At 40.0% G+C, this 15890-nt stretch carries 17 protein-coding genes; 12 read left to right on the forward strand and 5 right to left on the reverse strand.

From position 1 onward, the window contains the following. Positions 1-182 precede the first annotated feature (182 nt). Together MPH60_RS24125 and MPH60_RS24130 are read left to right on the forward strand one after the other, a co-directional pair. The gene (locus MPH60_RS24125; RefSeq protein WP_241593475.1) at positions 183-1241 is read left to right on the forward strand and encodes a DUF2157 domain-containing protein; all 1059 of its coding nucleotides are present in this window, start codon (positions 183-185) and stop codon (positions 1239-1241) included. Next, positions 1234-1770, forward strand: a complete 537-nt coding sequence (locus MPH60_RS24130) for a GDYXXLXY domain-containing protein (RefSeq protein ID WP_241593472.1) — start codon at positions 1234-1236, stop codon at positions 1768-1770. The genes MPH60_RS24125 and MPH60_RS24130 overlap by 8 nt, the downstream gene beginning before the upstream one ends. Positions 1771-1856: 86 nt before the next feature. Here MPH60_RS24130 and MPH60_RS24135 read toward each other — a convergent pair whose 3' ends face one another. The 4 genes from MPH60_RS24135 to MPH60_RS24150 all read right to left on the reverse strand — a co-directional run bounded on the left by MPH60_RS24135 (position 1857) and on the right by MPH60_RS24150 (position 5269). Then, positions 1857-2336 carry a C40 family peptidase gene (locus MPH60_RS24135; protein ID WP_241593468.1) on the reverse strand — a complete coding sequence of 160 codons (480 nt, stop codon included), beginning with the start codon at positions 2334-2336 and terminating at the stop codon, positions 1857-1859. A 196-nt stretch (positions 2337-2532) separates the two neighbouring features. Beyond that, positions 2533-2805 (reverse strand): phage holin, encoded by a 273-nt coding sequence (locus MPH60_RS24140; protein WP_137019549.1) that lies wholly within the window; start codon positions 2803-2805, stop codon positions 2533-2535. 327 nt (positions 2806-3132) lie between these two features. Next, a complete protein-coding gene (locus tag MPH60_RS24145; protein WP_241593466.1) occupies positions 3133-4317 on the reverse strand; it encodes an LL-diaminopimelate aminotransferase in 1185 nt (394 codons plus the stop codon). Between the two features lie 61 nt (positions 4318-4378). Beyond that, positions 4379-5269 carry a TIGR01777 family oxidoreductase gene (locus MPH60_RS24150; protein WP_241593464.1) on the reverse strand — a complete coding sequence of 297 codons (891 nt, stop codon included), beginning with the start codon at positions 5267-5269 and terminating at the stop codon, positions 4379-4381. Between the two features lie 210 nt (positions 5270-5479). Here MPH60_RS24150 and MPH60_RS24155 point away from each other — a divergent pair, with 210 nt between their 5' ends. From MPH60_RS24155 to MPH60_RS24190, 8 genes are all read left to right on the forward strand, one after another. Continuing rightward, positions 5480-5665, forward strand: a complete 186-nt coding sequence (locus MPH60_RS24155; RefSeq protein WP_241593462.1) for a hypothetical protein — start codon at positions 5480-5482, stop codon at positions 5663-5665. A gap of 117 nt (positions 5666-5782) precedes the next feature. Further along, complete coding sequence (locus tag MPH60_RS24160) at positions 5783-6196, forward strand: GNAT family N-acetyltransferase (protein ID WP_241615871.1); 414 nt, start codon at positions 5783-5785, stop codon at positions 6194-6196. Between the two features lie 270 nt (positions 6197-6466). Continuing rightward, entirely contained in the window at positions 6467-6937 is a 471-nt protein-coding gene (locus tag MPH60_RS24165; RefSeq protein WP_241593459.1) for a DinB family protein, read from the forward strand. Between the two features lie 288 nt (positions 6938-7225). Then, a complete protein-coding gene (locus tag MPH60_RS24170; RefSeq protein ID WP_241593457.1) occupies positions 7226-7810 on the forward strand; it encodes a YjgB family protein in 585 nt (194 codons plus the stop codon). A gap of 228 nt (positions 7811-8038) precedes the next feature. Further along, positions 8039-9628: an S-layer protein gene (locus MPH60_RS24175; RefSeq protein ID WP_241593455.1), complete on the forward strand. Its 1590-nt coding sequence runs from the start codon at positions 8039-8041 to the stop codon at positions 9626-9628. A 284-nt stretch (positions 9629-9912) separates the two neighbouring features. Next, complete coding sequence (locus tag MPH60_RS24180) at positions 9913-10737, forward strand: amino acid ABC transporter substrate-binding protein (RefSeq protein ID WP_191929777.1); 825 nt, start codon at positions 9913-9915, stop codon at positions 10735-10737. Then, entirely contained in the window at positions 10721-11425 is a 705-nt protein-coding gene (locus MPH60_RS24185) for an amino acid ABC transporter permease (RefSeq protein ID WP_241593560.1), read from the forward strand. The genes MPH60_RS24180 and MPH60_RS24185 overlap by 17 nt, the downstream gene beginning before the upstream one ends. Before the next feature lie 29 nt (positions 11426-11454). Beyond that, the gene (locus tag MPH60_RS24190) at positions 11455-12192 is read left to right on the forward strand and encodes an amino acid ABC transporter ATP-binding protein (RefSeq protein WP_241593454.1); all 738 of its coding nucleotides are present in this window, start codon (positions 11455-11457) and stop codon (positions 12190-12192) included. Positions 12193-12266: 74 nt separating this feature from the next. Here MPH60_RS24190 and MPH60_RS24195 read toward each other — a convergent pair whose 3' ends face one another. Next, the gene (locus MPH60_RS24195; RefSeq protein ID WP_241593452.1) at positions 12267-13442 is read right to left on the reverse strand and encodes an MFS transporter; all 1176 of its coding nucleotides are present in this window, start codon (positions 13440-13442) and stop codon (positions 12267-12269) included. Positions 13443-13772: 330 nt separating this feature from the next. On the opposite strand from MPH60_RS24195, the gene MPH60_RS24200 reads away from it, so the two are divergent. After that, a complete protein-coding gene (locus MPH60_RS24200) occupies positions 13773-14483 on the forward strand; it encodes a response regulator transcription factor (RefSeq protein WP_241593449.1) in 711 nt (236 codons plus the stop codon). Then, positions 14480-15874, forward strand: a complete 1395-nt coding sequence (locus tag MPH60_RS24205) for a sensor histidine kinase (protein WP_241593447.1) — start codon at positions 14480-14482, stop codon at positions 15872-15874. Before MPH60_RS24200 ends, MPH60_RS24205 begins: the two co-directional genes overlap by 4 nt. The last annotated feature ends 16 nt before the right edge of the window (positions 15875-15890 follow it).

Below are 15890 nucleotides of genomic sequence, written 5' to 3' on the forward strand. Positions count from 1 at the left end.
AACAACGAATAATACATCTTATGTAAATAATTTACCACACGGTACTGTTCATTGCAAGGTACTATAAATATATTTTTTGGTCTTACAAGCATTCCAATAAGGGTAGAAGAAAATTAACATTATATTCAAAGCTGCATGAGAATACGATGTATAATAGTAAAATGTGGAAGGAGGAGTTTACTTTGGCCAACAAAGAAATAACGAAAAGGCAATTCGAGTTTCTTGAACATGAATTTAATTACCTTGAAAAGGAAGGAGTCATCTCCCAGCAAGAGAAAGTGAGGATGTTGGATTCCTATGACGTAAAAGGTAATTTGAGCTTCATCACTATTCTATTATCCATTGGGGCACTTCTTTTAGGTTTAGGCGTATTGACCTTCGTAGCCAGTAACTGGATCTATTTAAGTAAAGCGGTTAAATTCCTGCTTATCATTGCATGCCTCATCGGAGTGAACTTTGCTGGCGTGAAGGTGCAGGTACGCTTGCCAAAAACGTCACGAAGTCTGCATTATGCAGGTATTCTGATCTTTGGTGCAGGGATTTTTCTAATCGAGCAGATGTTTAATATCAGCATCAATTTCAATAGTTCCTTTTTATTATGGGCGATCGGTACGGTATTCATTGGATATTATTTGAAGGATGTCTTCGTTCTCCTTTTTACATCTTTCCTGCTTTTCATTTATATTAACGGAAGTATATTCGTTGATGAAACAGCTTATCCGCTTGCCATTCTTATATTTCTACCGGCTTTATACATTTTGTTAAAGAAATTCGATTACCCTAAATATCTGACCTTTTTCATTAACGCTTTAGCCATCAATACAATTGCCTTATTTCTTATGGAATTCGTGCCTAAGCTGGAGTTTGAAAATTCGAATACAATTGTCCTTTCCATTCTTTTTGTGCTGGGAATCGTGCTTGCCTATATTCCGGTAAAAGCCAAATTACACGACATCACCCACATACAAGGGCATATTTTACATGGTATTACTGCACTCTTCCTTACCTTTGATTTTTCAATCTGGTTCCCTTTAGCTTATTTCGTTTTTCTGCTTTATCTCATTCTAAAAGGCAGTTTGACCAGCATCGTGATAATATGTGCACTGATTTTCAGATATTACATCTATTCTTTTGACTTCCTGCCAAAATCACTTACATTCATCATCGGCGGAATCATGCTAATCGGTTTTGGCTTCTTCTTTGAAAATCAACGAAAAAAAGGAGGGAAGCTCAATGAATAACCCATTATTCCGGCCACTTATCGTATTTTCCATTCCAGTCTTGATTCTGTTAGTCTTGGCTATTCCTCCGGTCTGGACAACAATGACAGGAGATGTAATCAAGATCAAAACAGCCCCGGTCGACCCGACTGACTTTTTTAGAGGAAGCTATGTGGCTTTGAAATACGAAATTGAATCCGTTAAGCCATCACAGATCGATGACTCGATTAAAACCGAGTTCACTACAAGAAATATGGGTGATTTTAAAAAGGTCTATGTACGTTTAAAACAAAATAAGGATGGACTATACGTTGTCGATTACGTAACGAAAGAAAAACCCGGCAAAGGCGTTTACCTAAAAGGGGAATTGGAAATCCCATATGACCTGCAAAATGCTGAAACCATTCAGATCAGATACGGTCTGGACAATTATTTCGCATCCGAAGAAAAGGCAAAGGAAATGGAGAAAGAAGCATTGGCCAATCCTTCAGTGGCCGTCGTAAAGGTTCGTAATGGGAATGTTGTTTTAACGGATATCATCATTGAATGAATGAACTCGGAAATGACTAGCAAAAAGAGCATCGGTTTTTCGATGCTCTTTTTATTGCTGGACTATTTTCATATGAACATCAGATGTTACTTAATGACTCGTTTTGCCCCTATATATTTTTCTTTCCAATACGTATCACTCATTTTGACGACCTTGACCCCTTTGGTGGTGGTCCCGATAAATGTACCATTTCCATAATAGATCCCTACAAAAGAGACCTGCCCTTTCTTACCTGTCGCATAGAAGACCAAATCTCCCGCCTTTAAATCTTTTTGCTTAACGGCCTTTCCGGTTTTATATTGTTCCGCACTCGTTCTTGGAATCTTCATTTCTGTCGCGGCATTTTTATATACATATTGGGTTAGACCGCTAGCATCAAATCCTTTTGGTGTCGTCCCCCCATATTTATATTTGTTTCCCACCTGCTTTTTTGCCAAAGCGGCAACTTCATCACCATAATTGATAGAGGCTGAAGCATTAGCCGGACTGAATATGAATGCCATCAATAATGCCCCAATCAAAACTATGGCTGCAAGCCATTTTGAAACTGGTAAACTATAACTCATCCTTTTTCCTCCCCAAACTGAAAATGAACCACAATTTTAAATGTATGCTGCATTTCGGTTTTCAGACCAAAATCATTTTCAATTGGTGCATGATCATTTCTGCAAAAATACAAATAACCAGATAACGCCGTTTTGTAGCAAGTTACGGTGTTATCTGGTATATTCTACTCTTCAATGGATGAAAGAATAGCGTCCATTACTTAGGCTCATCGTATTGTCGTGCATTCTCACTATCGCTTAGACCTTTAGTAGTATGATCGACCACACCGCCGACCCCAAAGAATGTAAGCGCTATGAAGTTAATGATGCCTAAAGCCCCGTTCAATGCATCATCAGTAATGGTAAAGCCTATAGGGGTAATGAAATTGTTTATGAACGCGGCAACCATCTGCGCCAATAATAAAAGCCCAGGAAGGAGTACCGTGAATATAAACGTCGGATTCTTAAGACGCACTTTCCAGTTGATCATTGCTTTTCCCCCTCTCTATCATATTAAGTCCGAAAATAGTTCAGACTTGCTATATATTATGCGGCTTGTCCTTTTTACGTTCGGAAATTCCATAAATAATCTATCGTTCTAGTTTCCCATAAACATAAAAAAGCCCATCCGAGGATGGACCTTCTCTTAAACTTCAAAGTAGTTTTGAAAAAAACGATAGAGTGCCTTACTTTAACAAGTTACCAACAACTACCTTAAGCTCTATATAATCCTCAGTAAGCAGTTGATTCCTTCCTTTAGAAAACAAGCTTCTGCATCCATAAGTAAATCGGAAATCACCGGCCGTAACCATTTCTTTCAATCACACACTCCGATTTTCCCCTCCAAAAACAATCTGATCCGTTCAGCAGCTTCTTTCAATCTCTCGGCCGGCTGGACCAAGGCCATTCGGACATACCCTTCACCCTGCTTCCCAAAAGCATCGCCTGGAACGACCGTTACCCCTGCTTTTTCAATCAATGCATAGGCAAAATCCCGCGATTTCCAGCCAGCAGGAATTCTGGCCCAAATAAACATGGTAGCTGAGGTTTTCGGAACATGCCAGCCCGCTTCAGCAAGACCTGATATTAATGCATCACGTCGGGACTCGTATTCCTTAACCTGTTCGGATAGCAGCGAAAGATTGGAAGTTAGCGCCATTTCGGCAGCCTTTTGGATAGGATAAAAAACCCCATAATCGATGTGTGATTTCAGTGTTCCCAGGATGTTCAGCGCCTCTCGATTGCCCACTGCATACCCAATGCGGCAGCCGGCCATATTAAAAGTTTTGGAAAGTGAGTTAAATTCAATCCCCACTTCCTTGGCACCAGGAATGGACATAAAACTAATTTGCGGATGATCATCAAAAATCAATTCCGAATAAGCAAAATCGTGAACCACCATGATCTCATTCTTTTTCGCAAACGATATAACGTCCGAAAAGAAAGTCTCATCAGCAAGGGCGGTGACAGGATTTCCAGGATAACTGATGATCATCATTTTCGTCTTTTTCAGTATTTCATCCGGAATTTCGTTGAGCTGCGGCAGGAATCCATTTTCGGCAGTAAGCGGCATCGGATGAATGATTCCACCAGCAAGCTCTACACTCGCTTCGTAAATAGGATATCCCGGATCTGGCACCAGCACATAATCTCCAGGGTTTATCATCGCCGTTGCCAAGTGTGCAAGGCCATCCTGTGACCCCATCAGTTGGAGGACTTCCCTTTCTGCATCCAGCTCCACTCCATAACGCATCCGATAAAAATAACGGACTGCCTCATGGAATTCAGGCGTACCTTTTAACGTATACCCATAGGAACTGGGATCCTGCACATACTTCACAAGCGTATCCACTACGAAATCAGGCGGTGGTAAATCTGGACTTCCTACACTCAAATCGATAACATCCAGCCCACGTTTCATTGCATCCTGCTTGCGTGTCGCCAACTCTGAAAATATCCCTGTTGTGAATATTCCGACTTTTTCAGATGGAGTCATATTCATTCTACAATTCCCCTCCATTAATGATTTCTATCTATCATTATAGCAATCCATCTCTAGTATTTTAAGAACTCATCAGTATCTGTTCCAGAGCGTCATCAAGATGAGGGAATTTACATGCATACCCCGCCTTTTCCAATCTCTCAGGTATGACCCACCGGCTTTTTAATATCAATTCCGTTTCGGTACCCATAAAGAAAGCCCCCATTTCAAGCATGGGTGTTGGACAGGGCAGTCCTATCCTAATATTCATGAGCTTTCTCAAATGAGCCATCCATTCACGATTTGTAACTGGATTGGGTGATGAACAATTGAATACCCCGCTCAAATCCTGATTCTTTCTTAGAAAAAGAACAATGTTAAATAAATCTTCTATATGTATCCAACTGAATTTCTGATTTCCTGATCCTTGATGACCTCCCAGTCCGAATTTAACCAAGTTCCTATATGGGGTCATCACTCCCCCATCTCCCAATACAATGGCGATCCGTAAAGCAATTTGTCTCGTCTTTGGTAATCGGAAATCGAAAAATGAGCTCTCCCACGCTTTCGCTACATCTACGGAAAAGCCTGATCCGATTACACCATCCTCCTCTGTCATCGGTTTATCCTCAGCATGCCTGTATATCGTTGCAGTACTTGAGTTTATCCATAATGAAGGAGGATTTCCACATTGTTCCATCACCTTACCTAGCACTTCAGTCGTATCGGTTCGTGAATCCAATATTTCTTTCTTATTCTTGGCATTGTAGCGGCAATTGACCGTTTTTCCTGCTAGGTTGATTAACATATCCGAATGATCGATCGTTTCCCTTATTCCTTCTATATCTCCCCAGCCAATATGCGGAGTTTTTCTGGAGATGATCCTTACCTCATATCCCAAATTCCTGAAATGCTTTTCAAAGTATTGACCGACAAAACCAGTCCCGCCAGCTAAAACCACTTTCTTCAGCATATATCCAACCCGCTTTCTTTTATAAGTGACTAGGTCAATTAAACCAGTTTGGCCTTTTTGTGAATTATTTCACAATTATACCATCTTATTACATTAATAGGTATCACGAATACATAACAATGCAACAAATGGTAAACTTGTCCAATCAAAAAGGAATATGACACATAAATTAGTAATGTGAAAATTTATAAAAGCAAAGGGATGATTGCAGTGTCAAGCAAAAAACTAAGAAGAACTGGTGAATCCAATAATGGCGGTTCAGGTAATGGCAATTCCGAAAATGGAAATAGCAGTGTTAGGTCTGAATTGAGAAGGATTTTAAAAATTTTATTAAACAATAATAGAGGTACTTCAATCAAGGAACCTATTTCAATCAAGAAAATCAAAAGGAGTTAAGAGATTTCTTTTTTGAGATTAACATGGAAACCCTTTGGAATATTCTAAAGGGTTTCCATATTAATAAACAATAATATGATTTCCGCATTTTGGTTTAATAGAGAAAAAGGAGAAGTTATGATGTATTTTCGAGACTGGAAACCTAAAAAAGATATCAAGACTTTAACGGATATTACGGTAAGTAATTTTCGGGTTTCGTCTGATACAGTACATGAAATTTTGCAAAGGTCCCATAAGGTACTTGTGATTTGTAATGATAAAGGTAAAGTAATGGGATTTCTTTGTTATAATCTTTATTTATATAAAGTCGCTCATGTTAATTATGTTGTCCTTGACAAGAAATATAGAGGAAAGGGAATTCTGCAATCCCTTTTACCGAAATTAGTAGCTCATGCGAGAGAAAAAGGGTTCCTTGCAGTGTCCGGTTTGGTAAACAAAAATAACCCTGATGCATTGCAAAAATTTAAAGACCTTGGCTTTAAACCAATTTTAACTTATCAAGATGACATTCTAATTCAATCCTTTATATAAACATAACAAGTGCCACCTGTCCCCTCTTTACGTAATCAAGAAGATAGTTGTGAAAATACATCCATACAAAACTAGGGAATGAAATCGCCTGTAAATTCTGCACGAATTCATAGGCATTTTCCTTGTACTCTAATAAATAATAGTAAGAATAAGCAATAAATTCACTACCTCAAATAGTTCATTGAATTTTCTTTTTTTTCAAATGAATCCCATTATTTCCACCTTTCATTCGTGTATAGTAAATGTATACCTGCAAAAAGGGGGATCTTTATGAAATCGATAGAACTTATCATCTTGAATCTGGAAGAGGTTAGAAGAAGAAACATTAAACTATGGACTTCAATACCTAAAAGCACACTGCATTGGAAGCCAGACGACAAGGCAATGAGCTGTTTAGAAATGGTTAGACATGTCCTTGATAGTGAGCATTACTATCATTTATCCATTAAAAATCAAGGCAGCTTATCCGTTTATGAATCACCATTTGAAAAACAGCCGCTTATCTCTGTCGAAGCCGAATTAACGTTTGCGGAACCTTACAGGCGTGAGTTTTTGGAAACAATCATATCCTTCAGTGAGGACGACTTATCCACTATTAAAATTGATCGCTCCGATATTGGGTATATCAGGGATTTAGGAGATATGTTGCTAAGGATCGCTTATCATGAGTCTGTACATACTGGTCAATTATTGGACTACTTAAGAACTGCTGGAGCTCCTAGAATTAGCGTTTGGGATTAACTGCATCATTTTCAAAAGGTGTTTCATCACGGTGAAGCACCTTTTTTATTTTTTCGGAGGCATGAAACATCCCTTATTGACCTATAACCTGAGTTCAAAGACAGCTCAACCATAATCAAATCTATCATCTTTGTTATATATTCTTTAAATAATAGTATAGCGGTCACAAAATGAAAGACTATGAACTGTTCTTGATGCTCGACCATATCCAAACATCCCAATCGATCACCAAGTAAATGTTTCATGTAAGAAAATTGTGGAAAAGTAATGATATAGGAGGGATAAGAAATGTTATCTAAAAAACCAGCGGCCAGAATGGTTAGCGCCGTTATTCTAACAGGCTCTCTTTTAGGGGCAGGTGCATCGTTTCCAACAGAACCGGTTGGGGCTGCATCCACAATGGATTCCGCTTCTGGCATAGCTAAGGAACACGCTCTTACCACCTTACATGAAATCTACAACAAAGCTTTTTCAGGGGAAATGCCTTATACTGCCGTGGGTTTGAAAATTAATGAAAACACCCAAAAAGAAGTATATGAGGCATTTGGTCCTCCCCCTGAGCAAGGTAACACAGATGAGAGTTTTGACTATTACCATGCAGAAATGGGGCATCCAGGATTTGCATTTGCCTATAACGATGACAATACCATCTCACAAATCCGATATTTTGGGACAAATGTAGAACGTGACCATAACCTAGGAAGCATCACTCCTAAAGTTTTAGGAAAACAACTCGGCAGTGCTGACGAAATACGCCATATTTCCAGTACGAATGAAATCAACTACATTTACAAGACAGGGAATTATGAACTGCAATTCATTGTCGGTGAAGATCAAACTGTAAATCATATCAATCTACTCGAAGCTAAGTAATATAGTTGTCGCAGGCTGTAGAGAAAGAAAACTTTCTCTACAGCCTTTTTTGTTTCATGCCCCTCCCCCTCAACTTCCAAACGGCTGTCACCTCCCTGTAACATATTTTGGAAGCAAACCGGTCATTTAATTTACAAAATCCATACTCCCCCCAAACGGGCCCTTAATATTTTCACAATAAAATGAGCTTGTTCAACATTATTTCAATATATGGAGGGTGTCGGTAAAATGATTAACAAATTCAGGACTTTCACAGTATCGGTTCTAAGCATGGCCATCCTCTTTCAGGGTCTTCCAGCCGCGGTTGCTGCAAAAGATGCAGCAGACAATCAGACAAATCAGGGAGGCAGATGGATGAAGGGGGAATATCATGCCCATACCGCTCAGTCCGATGACGCCGAGGGATCACAGAGCCTTGAGAGCTTGCTAAATAAAGCATTTGATAAGTATGGTATGGATTGGATGGGAATTTCTGACCACTTGAGGATGTCTTCAAGGGATGCTGAGGGAAATTTGATTCCAGGCGGGCCGATACCGCTATCTCAGGGAATCATACTATATCAAACCCCGAAAATGGAGCAACTGCAAAAAGAGGGCAAATTTAAAAATAAAGTCATCTTTTCTGGCTTCGAATGGGATATGCCCACATACGAGCATGTCGGCATAGGCATTCTGGGAGACCAGCCGGGCGCTCCGAAAAGTCTGAAAGCTGGCAATCAGTTCGAATATCTGTTCACCAACCAGAATGAAAAGATGTTTGATCCTGATGATGTAGCCGTCTGGAAAGCACAGGATCAAAGAGCCAATAAGACATCTGAGGATGCTCGAACAGCATTGGCATGGCTCGAGAAAAATTATAAGAATACAAGTTATGCCATATTGAACCACCCGTCAAGAAAAAGGGTGTACAACATATCTGATTTTCGCGACTTCAACAATATAGCCCCGGATGTCATGTTCGGATTTGAAGGTATGCCAGGTAATCAGATGGAGCCGGATAGAGGCGGTTTAAATCTGATAACACCGGAAAACCGTACCTATGGCGGTTCCGATTACATGCTCGCTAAGGTAGGAGGTGCATGGGATGCGCTTCTTGGGGAAGGTCGTAAGTTCTGGAACTTTTCCAATTCGGACTCCCATTTTGAAATCAGTGAAAACCGCCTATATTCTAGCGGCTACTGGCCAGGTGAATATTCCAAAAATTATACATGGGTAAATGGTTCATCGATGCAATCCGTCCTTGATGGCATGCGATCAGGGCAATCCTTCTCCGTTTTTGGTGACTTGATCGACGCCCTTGATTTCCATGCTAAAAAAGGAAACAACAAGGCAGGTATGGGCGGGGATCTTAAAGTGAAGGAAGGACAGATGGTCAAGATCACCATCCGATTTAAGAGCCCCCAAAAGAACAATAACGGGGACCCGGTCAAGGTGGATCACGTGGATTTAATTTCCGGGGAAGTAACCGGGAAAGCAGAACCTGGAACACCTGCTTATAATAAAGCCACCAATGATACGACAAAAGTGGTTAAACGCTTTACAAGTAAAGACTGGAAAACCGATCGCGATGGTTTTCATACCATCACTTACAAAGTCAAAGCAAATAAGGATCAATATTTCCGTTTGCGTGGCACGAATCTAGGGGAAAATGTCCCTGGAGAAACGATGAACGGTGAACCGCTGATCGATGCAAAGACTGAAATCGAGGATAACGAAACACGCTTTTTGGAAATAAACAAACGTAACTATAAAGACCTTTGGTTCTATTCGAACCCTATCTTCGTCAGTGTAGAGGATAAAAATCATAAAAAACGTTAAATTAAAGTTCTGTACAGTCCAAAAAGCCCCTCTTCCACTTAGCTAATAGATGACGTGGATAAGGGGCTTTTTGTCTCCTTAGAATGGATATCGATTCAGTTCATTCCCTGGATAACGATACACCTTTCTTTTAGTTTTATTTTCACTTCAATGCGTGAAAAACCGTATAATTCACCAAGTTTCATTAACACTAAGTTATAAGTTATTTTCATTGACTTTTTTCCTTTTCTTGTATAGTATCACAGAGTATCAATCCCTATCAGATTACTAGGAGGTTTACCCAAATGAAAAAAATGGTTGCACTTTTATCGCTATTGTTAGCTTTCACGGTCGTACTTACTGCTTGTGGTACCAATACCAAAAATGAGGCAAACGATACCGACAATAAATCTTCATCTCAAGAAAGTCTATATGATAAAGTCAAAAAAGATGGCGTATTAACTGTTGGAACTGAAGGTACATATCCTCCTTTCACATTCCACGATGATTCAGATAAACTAACGGGGTTTGATGTTGAAATTGCTAAAGAAGTGGCAAAACGCCTTGGAGTGAAAGCTGAATTCAAGGAAACACAATGGGACGGCATGTTTGCAGGCTTGGATGCAAAACGTTTTGATATGATCGCAAACCAAGTGGGCATCGATGAAGACCGTCAAAAAAAATATGATTTCTCTGACCCATATATTCAATCAGGAGCGGTATTACTAGTACACAAGGATAATACGGATATTAAATCCTTCGATGATTTGAAAGGCAAGACCTCTGCACAATCTTTAACGAGTAATTACAATGATCTAGCCAAATCACATGGTGCTGAAGTTACAGGCATTGAAGGATTTTCTCAATCCGTACAGCTTATTGGCTCTAAACGTGTAGATGCCACGATCAATGACAAATTATCGTATCTTGATTATAAAAAGCAACACCCAGATGCACCTATCAAAGTGGCTGATGAGGAAGAAAGCGGAGTCGCAAGTGGTTTAATGTTCAGAAAAGACAGCGGCAAATTAGTGGAAGAAGTAAACAAAGCACTTAAGGCAATGAAAGACGACGGCACGTACGCGAAAATCTCGGATAAATGGTTTGGTGAAGATGTTTCTCCTAAGTAATATTTTCGCTGACCCCGAGCGTATGAACCAGCTTGTTTCCATCGCTCAAACCTCCCTCTATCCTATGATAGAGGGAGCTATTCAATATACGATTCCACTAACATTGATCACATTCGTTCTCGGCCTTATTCTTGCTGTACTCACAGCATTGGCTAGATTATCTTCCATAAGGATTCTTCAAATAATTGCGCGTGTATATGTGTCAATCATCCGCGGGACACCTTTACTTGTGCAATTATTTATCATTTTCTATGGACTTCCAAATTTAGGTGTAACCATCGATCCTTTCATATCGGCTATTATAGGATTCTCTTTAAATGTAGGAGCATATGCTTCGGAAATTATACGAGCAGCCATTTTATCCATACCAAAAGGGCAATGGGAAGCAGGCTATTCGATTGGGATGACATATACCCAAGCTTTAAAGCGCATCATTTTGCCTCAAGCTGCGCGGGTATCCATTCCCCCATTATCCAATACGTTCATTAGCCTTTTAAAAGATACATCGCTTGCCTCACTCATTCTTGTAACGGAATTATTCCGTAAAGCTCAAGAAATCGCTGCAAAAAACTATGAATTTCTACTACTTTACATAGAAGCAGCTGCTTTATATTGGATTTTGTGCACCATTCTATCTTTCATTCAAGGAAGCTTAGAGGACAGACTTAATCGTTATGTAGCAAAATAAGAACCGCAGTAGTTAAAGGAGATTTTAAAATGATCAACATTAAGAATCTTCATAAATCGTTTGGTGACCTTGAAGTATTAAAGGGCATCGATTTGGAAGTGGAGCAAGGTAAAGTCATTGTATTGATCGGTCCTTCGGGTTCAGGTAAAACAACCTTTCTTCGGTGTTTGAATCTCCTTGAGGTACCAACGGACGGGACGATTGAAATCGATGAAACGGTAATGGACTTCAAAAAAACCGTTAGAAAAAATTCGATTACTTCTTTTCGCAGTTTGACAGGGATGGTTTTCCAAAGCTATAACCTCTTCCCCCACAAAACAGCATTGGAAAATGTAATGGAAGGCCCCATCATTGTAAAAAAAATAGCCAAGCAGCAAGCGAAGGAAACGGCTGCTGCCCTGCTTACAAAAGTCGGCTTAGGTGAAAAAATCGATTTTTATCCCTTTCAATTATCCGGCGGACAGCAGCAACGGGTCGGAATTGCAAGGGCCCTGGCCATGGAGCCAAAGGTCATGCTATTCGATGAACCCACTTCCGCTTTAGATCCCGAACTAGTTGGAGACGTGTTACAGGTCATGAAAGACCTAGCGAAAGAAGAAGGCATGACAATGATCGTGGTAACCCATGAAATGCGTTTCGCCCGTGAAGTCGCCGACGAAGTCATTTTCATGGATGAAGGAAAAATAATGGAGCGAGGAACACCCGAGCAGATTTTCACAAATCCTAAAGAAGCGCGCACACGTAAATTCCTCAATATGATTCAATAAAAAACGGTGCTATTCAAGCACCGTTCACAGCCCCCCCATTTTTAGAAATGGGGGGTTTTTTGACCACCATAAAATTAATGAGTTGCTTGGACCTGTTTAGTCTGTGTCCGTGCATGGTATAACTGAAAAAGAAGCAAAGCAAAAACGGAAAGGATCGCACCCGATATAAATGGTAAATCAATCGAAATTGAAAATAACCAACCGCCTATCGGAGGACCTGCAATCCTGCCGAACGAGTCGAAGGAAGATAGCAGTCCAGTGACACTGCCATGGCCCGTCATGGAACTTTTGGTCAGCAGTGCCGAAATTGCCGGCCGGATGAACCCATTACCCACTCCGAAAATCGTCAGGAAGACCGCCGATGTCCAAAAACCGGAAGAAAACAAGATGAGGATGAAACCAACTGCCGATACGATGATTCCCATTCGGATGACCGCGCCTTCCCCATATTTCTTTGTCATCCTACCCACTAATCCACCTTGAACGATCGCACTGCCAAAACCCATGATCATAAAGATATAGCCTAATTGGACAAGGCTTATATCAGCCTTTTTGGCTGCAAAATAGGCAAAAGTCGTTTCGAGTCCTGCCATTGAAAGGGTGACGATCAATTGCAGAAAGAACATGGTTTTAAGAGGCCCTTTAAAGGCTTTCCACATGGACTCTTTATTTATTGACTGTTGGGCCCTCTTTTCAACTGTATGTGATTCCTTGAGTAACGCAATCACTAAGAATAAAGTAATCAAAGAGGATATTCCAGCAATGTAAAACGGTAAATTCAAACTTGATTTGGAGAATACCCCGCCAATCGCCGGTCCAAAGATGAATCCAAGCCCTGTAGCGGCACCGATGATTCCCATCCCTTTTCCCCGATCTTCCGGCGTCGTGATATCAGCCACATACGCCATTGCGGTCGGCATGTTTGCCGATGACAAAATCCCGCCAATGATCCTTGCTACAAATAATACCCATAAGGAATCTGCCGAAGCCGTGATAAAAAACGAAAGAGCCAAGCCAGCAATTCCGATCATCATGACAGGCTTACGTCCTATCCGGTCAGATATACGCCCCCACACCGGGGCAAAAAATAATTGCATTAATGAATAAACAGCCATTAAAAGTCCAAGTTCAGTAGGACTGCCACCAACCTTTTCTGCAAGAAACGGAATGACGGGAATGATGATCCCAAATCCGACCATGACTAAAAACATCACTAAAAAAAGAACGGGTAACACCTTTTTTGTTTCCATTATTTTTTTCTCCTTTTACTCTTCCACATTCGCTGCATACGGCAATGAACTCCTGAATCATATTACTTAGCATAATCTTCCTAACAATACTTTAAACAGTTTATCATACAACCTTTACCAAATCAGTATGAAGCACAATCTTCTTACCCAAACCACCTTAACTAAATACAGAACAGACAACAGGTTTCCTGATCTCAACATTAATTTTTCATGTAATGGCACTTTCGTGAAAATAATGGATGAGGTCGTTAAAAAACTTTCCCTCCCCTTATTTTTTGTTAAGGGGTACTCTATACTGTAGGGTATGATTGATGTTTAGGAGGTAAAAGAATGTCTAATGACCAGTGGATTTTAATTATTGACGATGAAGAAGATTTGGCACGTCTCATGGAGACGGTTTTACATAAAGAAGGGATCCCGAATATTGTTACGGCGGGGACGATTGCGGAAGGATGGGCAAAGTTTCAGAAGTTCGATCCATCACTGGTCTTGCTGGATATTATGCTGCCAGATGGTGAGGGCTATGATTTATGCAAGCAAATTCGTGAAGTGTCGAATGTGCCCATTTTATTTTTGTCGGCAAAGGATGAGGAAATTGATAAGCTTTTAGGGTTGGCGATTGGCGGGGATGATTATATTACCAAGCCATTCAGTCCGAAGGAAGTTGCATATCGGGTAAAGGCGCAGCTGAGGCGTGCGGGCTTTTCAGAGGAAAAAGCTGCTCCGAAAAAATTTCAAGTTGGTCCTTTTGAGCTTAGTGCAAATGAAAATGAAGTGAAAAAGGATGGCAAAGCGCTAGAGCTCACAGCTAAAGAAATCGGACTGATGAGCTGTTTTATGCATCACCCAAATCAGATTTTGAGCAAGGAAACTTTATTTGAACATGTGTGGGCCGATGATTACTTTGGCTCTGATAATACAGTTATGGTTCATATTCGCCGTTTACGCGAAAAAATCGAAGCAGATCCTTCAAATCCTTCTTTTTTAATAACCGTTAAAGGACTTGGATATAAATTACAAACCAAGGGTGAAACAAGATGAAGTGGAAATTGACACGGCGCTTTTTAGGATCCGTTGTGACAATTGTTGTAATCGTAGGAATCGTAAATACAATTTTACTTTTATGTTTACTCTTTTATCGAGCCATGCATAATTTTGAGGCAGAAGATGTAAATGCAGAAAACTTTAGCAGAACATTTTCACAATATGTAGAAATAATAGATGACAAACCAGCCGTAAATGAAGAAGGGCTGGAAAAACTGCGGAACAATAACGCCTGGATACAATTTTTGAATCATAACGGTGAGCAAGTTGCAGCCTTTTTTACACCTCGAACATTGCCAACCGTATATTCTCCTGTTGAAATCGTCCAAATGTATAAGTATAAGGAAATTGATGCAGAGACGACTGTCTTTATCGGCAAAGCCCATGATTTCAGCTATTTTATAGGAGTTAAAGAACAGAAAATTGGCCGCTATGTAATAACCTATGATTATGAAAAAGTTTTTAAAAACTTTAACATCTTACTAGTGCTATTTTTAATCGTGGATATCATTATCGCATTAATCATCGGATTATTATTTGGAAAAAAATTAACAAGTCCGCTGAATACTTTAATAGATGGAATTCAGCAGCTTCGGGAGCGGCGCTTTAAAAAGATGAGTATACCAAAAGGCGTTTATGAAGATGTATTTCACAATATGAATGAACTATCGGTAAAGTTAGATCAGTATGAAAAAGAACGAGATCAACTCGACCAAATGCGTGAGGAATGGATTAGCAATGTTTCCCATGACATGAAGACACCACTTGCCTCCATCCATGGGTATACAGAATTGATGAAAGACAATGAATTAACACCACAAGAATTGTATGAGTTTACATCCATTATTAATAGACAGTCCGTATATATGAAAGATTTGTTGGATGATCTCAATTTAACGATGCGTTTGCGCAACCAACGACTTCCTTTGCAATTTGAAGATGTTGATATCGTTGGGTTTATAAGAGAAATGACGATTGAGCTTTTAAATGATTCACAATTTGGTGATCGACAGGTAGAATTTGAGGCAAATGTGGAAAAAGCAACACATAAAGTGGATAAAAAATTACTGAAACGGGCGATTTTTAACTTTATCTACAATGCACTCGTGCACAATGATGAAAATGTCGTCGTGAAAATACAAATTGATGATATTGGTCCACAATCGGAACTTCATACCAAAATCACCATTGCCGATAATGGCCGCGGTATTCCCGACAAAGACTTGGAACAGGTATTTGAACGCTACTATCGAGGTACGAATACTGCCAGTACACATGGGACCGGTTTAGGAATGGCCATTGCAAGGGACATCATTCTGGCTCATAAAGGTAAACTTGATTTGACTAGCGTTGAAAATAAGGGAACCACAATTACGATACTTTTATAATTATTTAAAGGGCTGT

Source organism: Peribacillus sp. Aquil_B1, assembly GCF_022603275.1.
In the GTDB taxonomy this organism is placed as follows: Bacteria; Bacillota; Bacilli; order Bacillales; family DSM-1321; genus Peribacillus.

Coding starts and splice junctions, on each gene's coding strand:
- MPH60_RS24130 (WP_241593472.1), top strand. CDS start 1,234: ATGAATAACCCATTATTCCGGCCACTTATCGTATTTTCCATTCCAGTC.
- MPH60_RS24135 (WP_241593468.1), bottom strand. CDS start 2,336: ATGAGTTATAGTTTACCAGTTTCAAAATGGCTTGCAGCCATAGTTTTG.
- MPH60_RS24140 (WP_137019549.1), bottom strand. CDS start 2,805: ATGATCAACTGGAAAGTGCGTCTTAAGAATCCGACGTTTATATTCACG.
- MPH60_RS24145 (WP_241593466.1), bottom strand. CDS start 4,317: ATGAATATGACTCCATCTGAAAAAGTCGGAATATTCACAACAGGGATA.
- MPH60_RS24150 (WP_241593464.1), bottom strand. CDS start 5,269: ATGCTGAAGAAAGTGGTTTTAGCTGGCGGGACTGGTTTTGTCGGTCAA.
- MPH60_RS24160 (WP_241615871.1), top strand. CDS start 5,783: ATGATGTATTTTCGAGACTGGAAACCTAAAAAAGATATCAAGACTTTA.
- MPH60_RS24165 (WP_241593459.1), top strand. CDS start 6,467: ATGAAATCGATAGAACTTATCATCTTGAATCTGGAAGAGGTTAGAAGA.
- MPH60_RS24170 (WP_241593457.1), top strand. CDS start 7,226: ATGTTATCTAAAAAACCAGCGGCCAGAATGGTTAGCGCCGTTATTCTA.
- MPH60_RS24175 (WP_241593455.1), top strand. CDS start 8,039: ATGATTAACAAATTCAGGACTTTCACAGTATCGGTTCTAAGCATGGCC.
- MPH60_RS24180 (WP_191929777.1), top strand. CDS start 9,913: ATGAAAAAAATGGTTGCACTTTTATCGCTATTGTTAGCTTTCACGGTC.
- MPH60_RS24185 (WP_241593560.1), top strand. CDS start 10,721: ATGTTTCTCCTAAGTAATATTTTCGCTGACCCCGAGCGTATGAACCAG.
- MPH60_RS24190 (WP_241593454.1), top strand. CDS start 11,455: ATGATCAACATTAAGAATCTTCATAAATCGTTTGGTGACCTTGAAGTA.
- MPH60_RS24195 (WP_241593452.1), bottom strand. CDS start 13,442: ATGGAAACAAAAAAGGTGTTACCCGTTCTTTTTTTAGTGATGTTTTTA.
- MPH60_RS24200 (WP_241593449.1), top strand. CDS start 13,773: ATGTCTAATGACCAGTGGATTTTAATTATTGACGATGAAGAAGATTTG.
- MPH60_RS24205 (WP_241593447.1), top strand. CDS start 14,480: ATGAAGTGGAAATTGACACGGCGCTTTTTAGGATCCGTTGTGACAATT.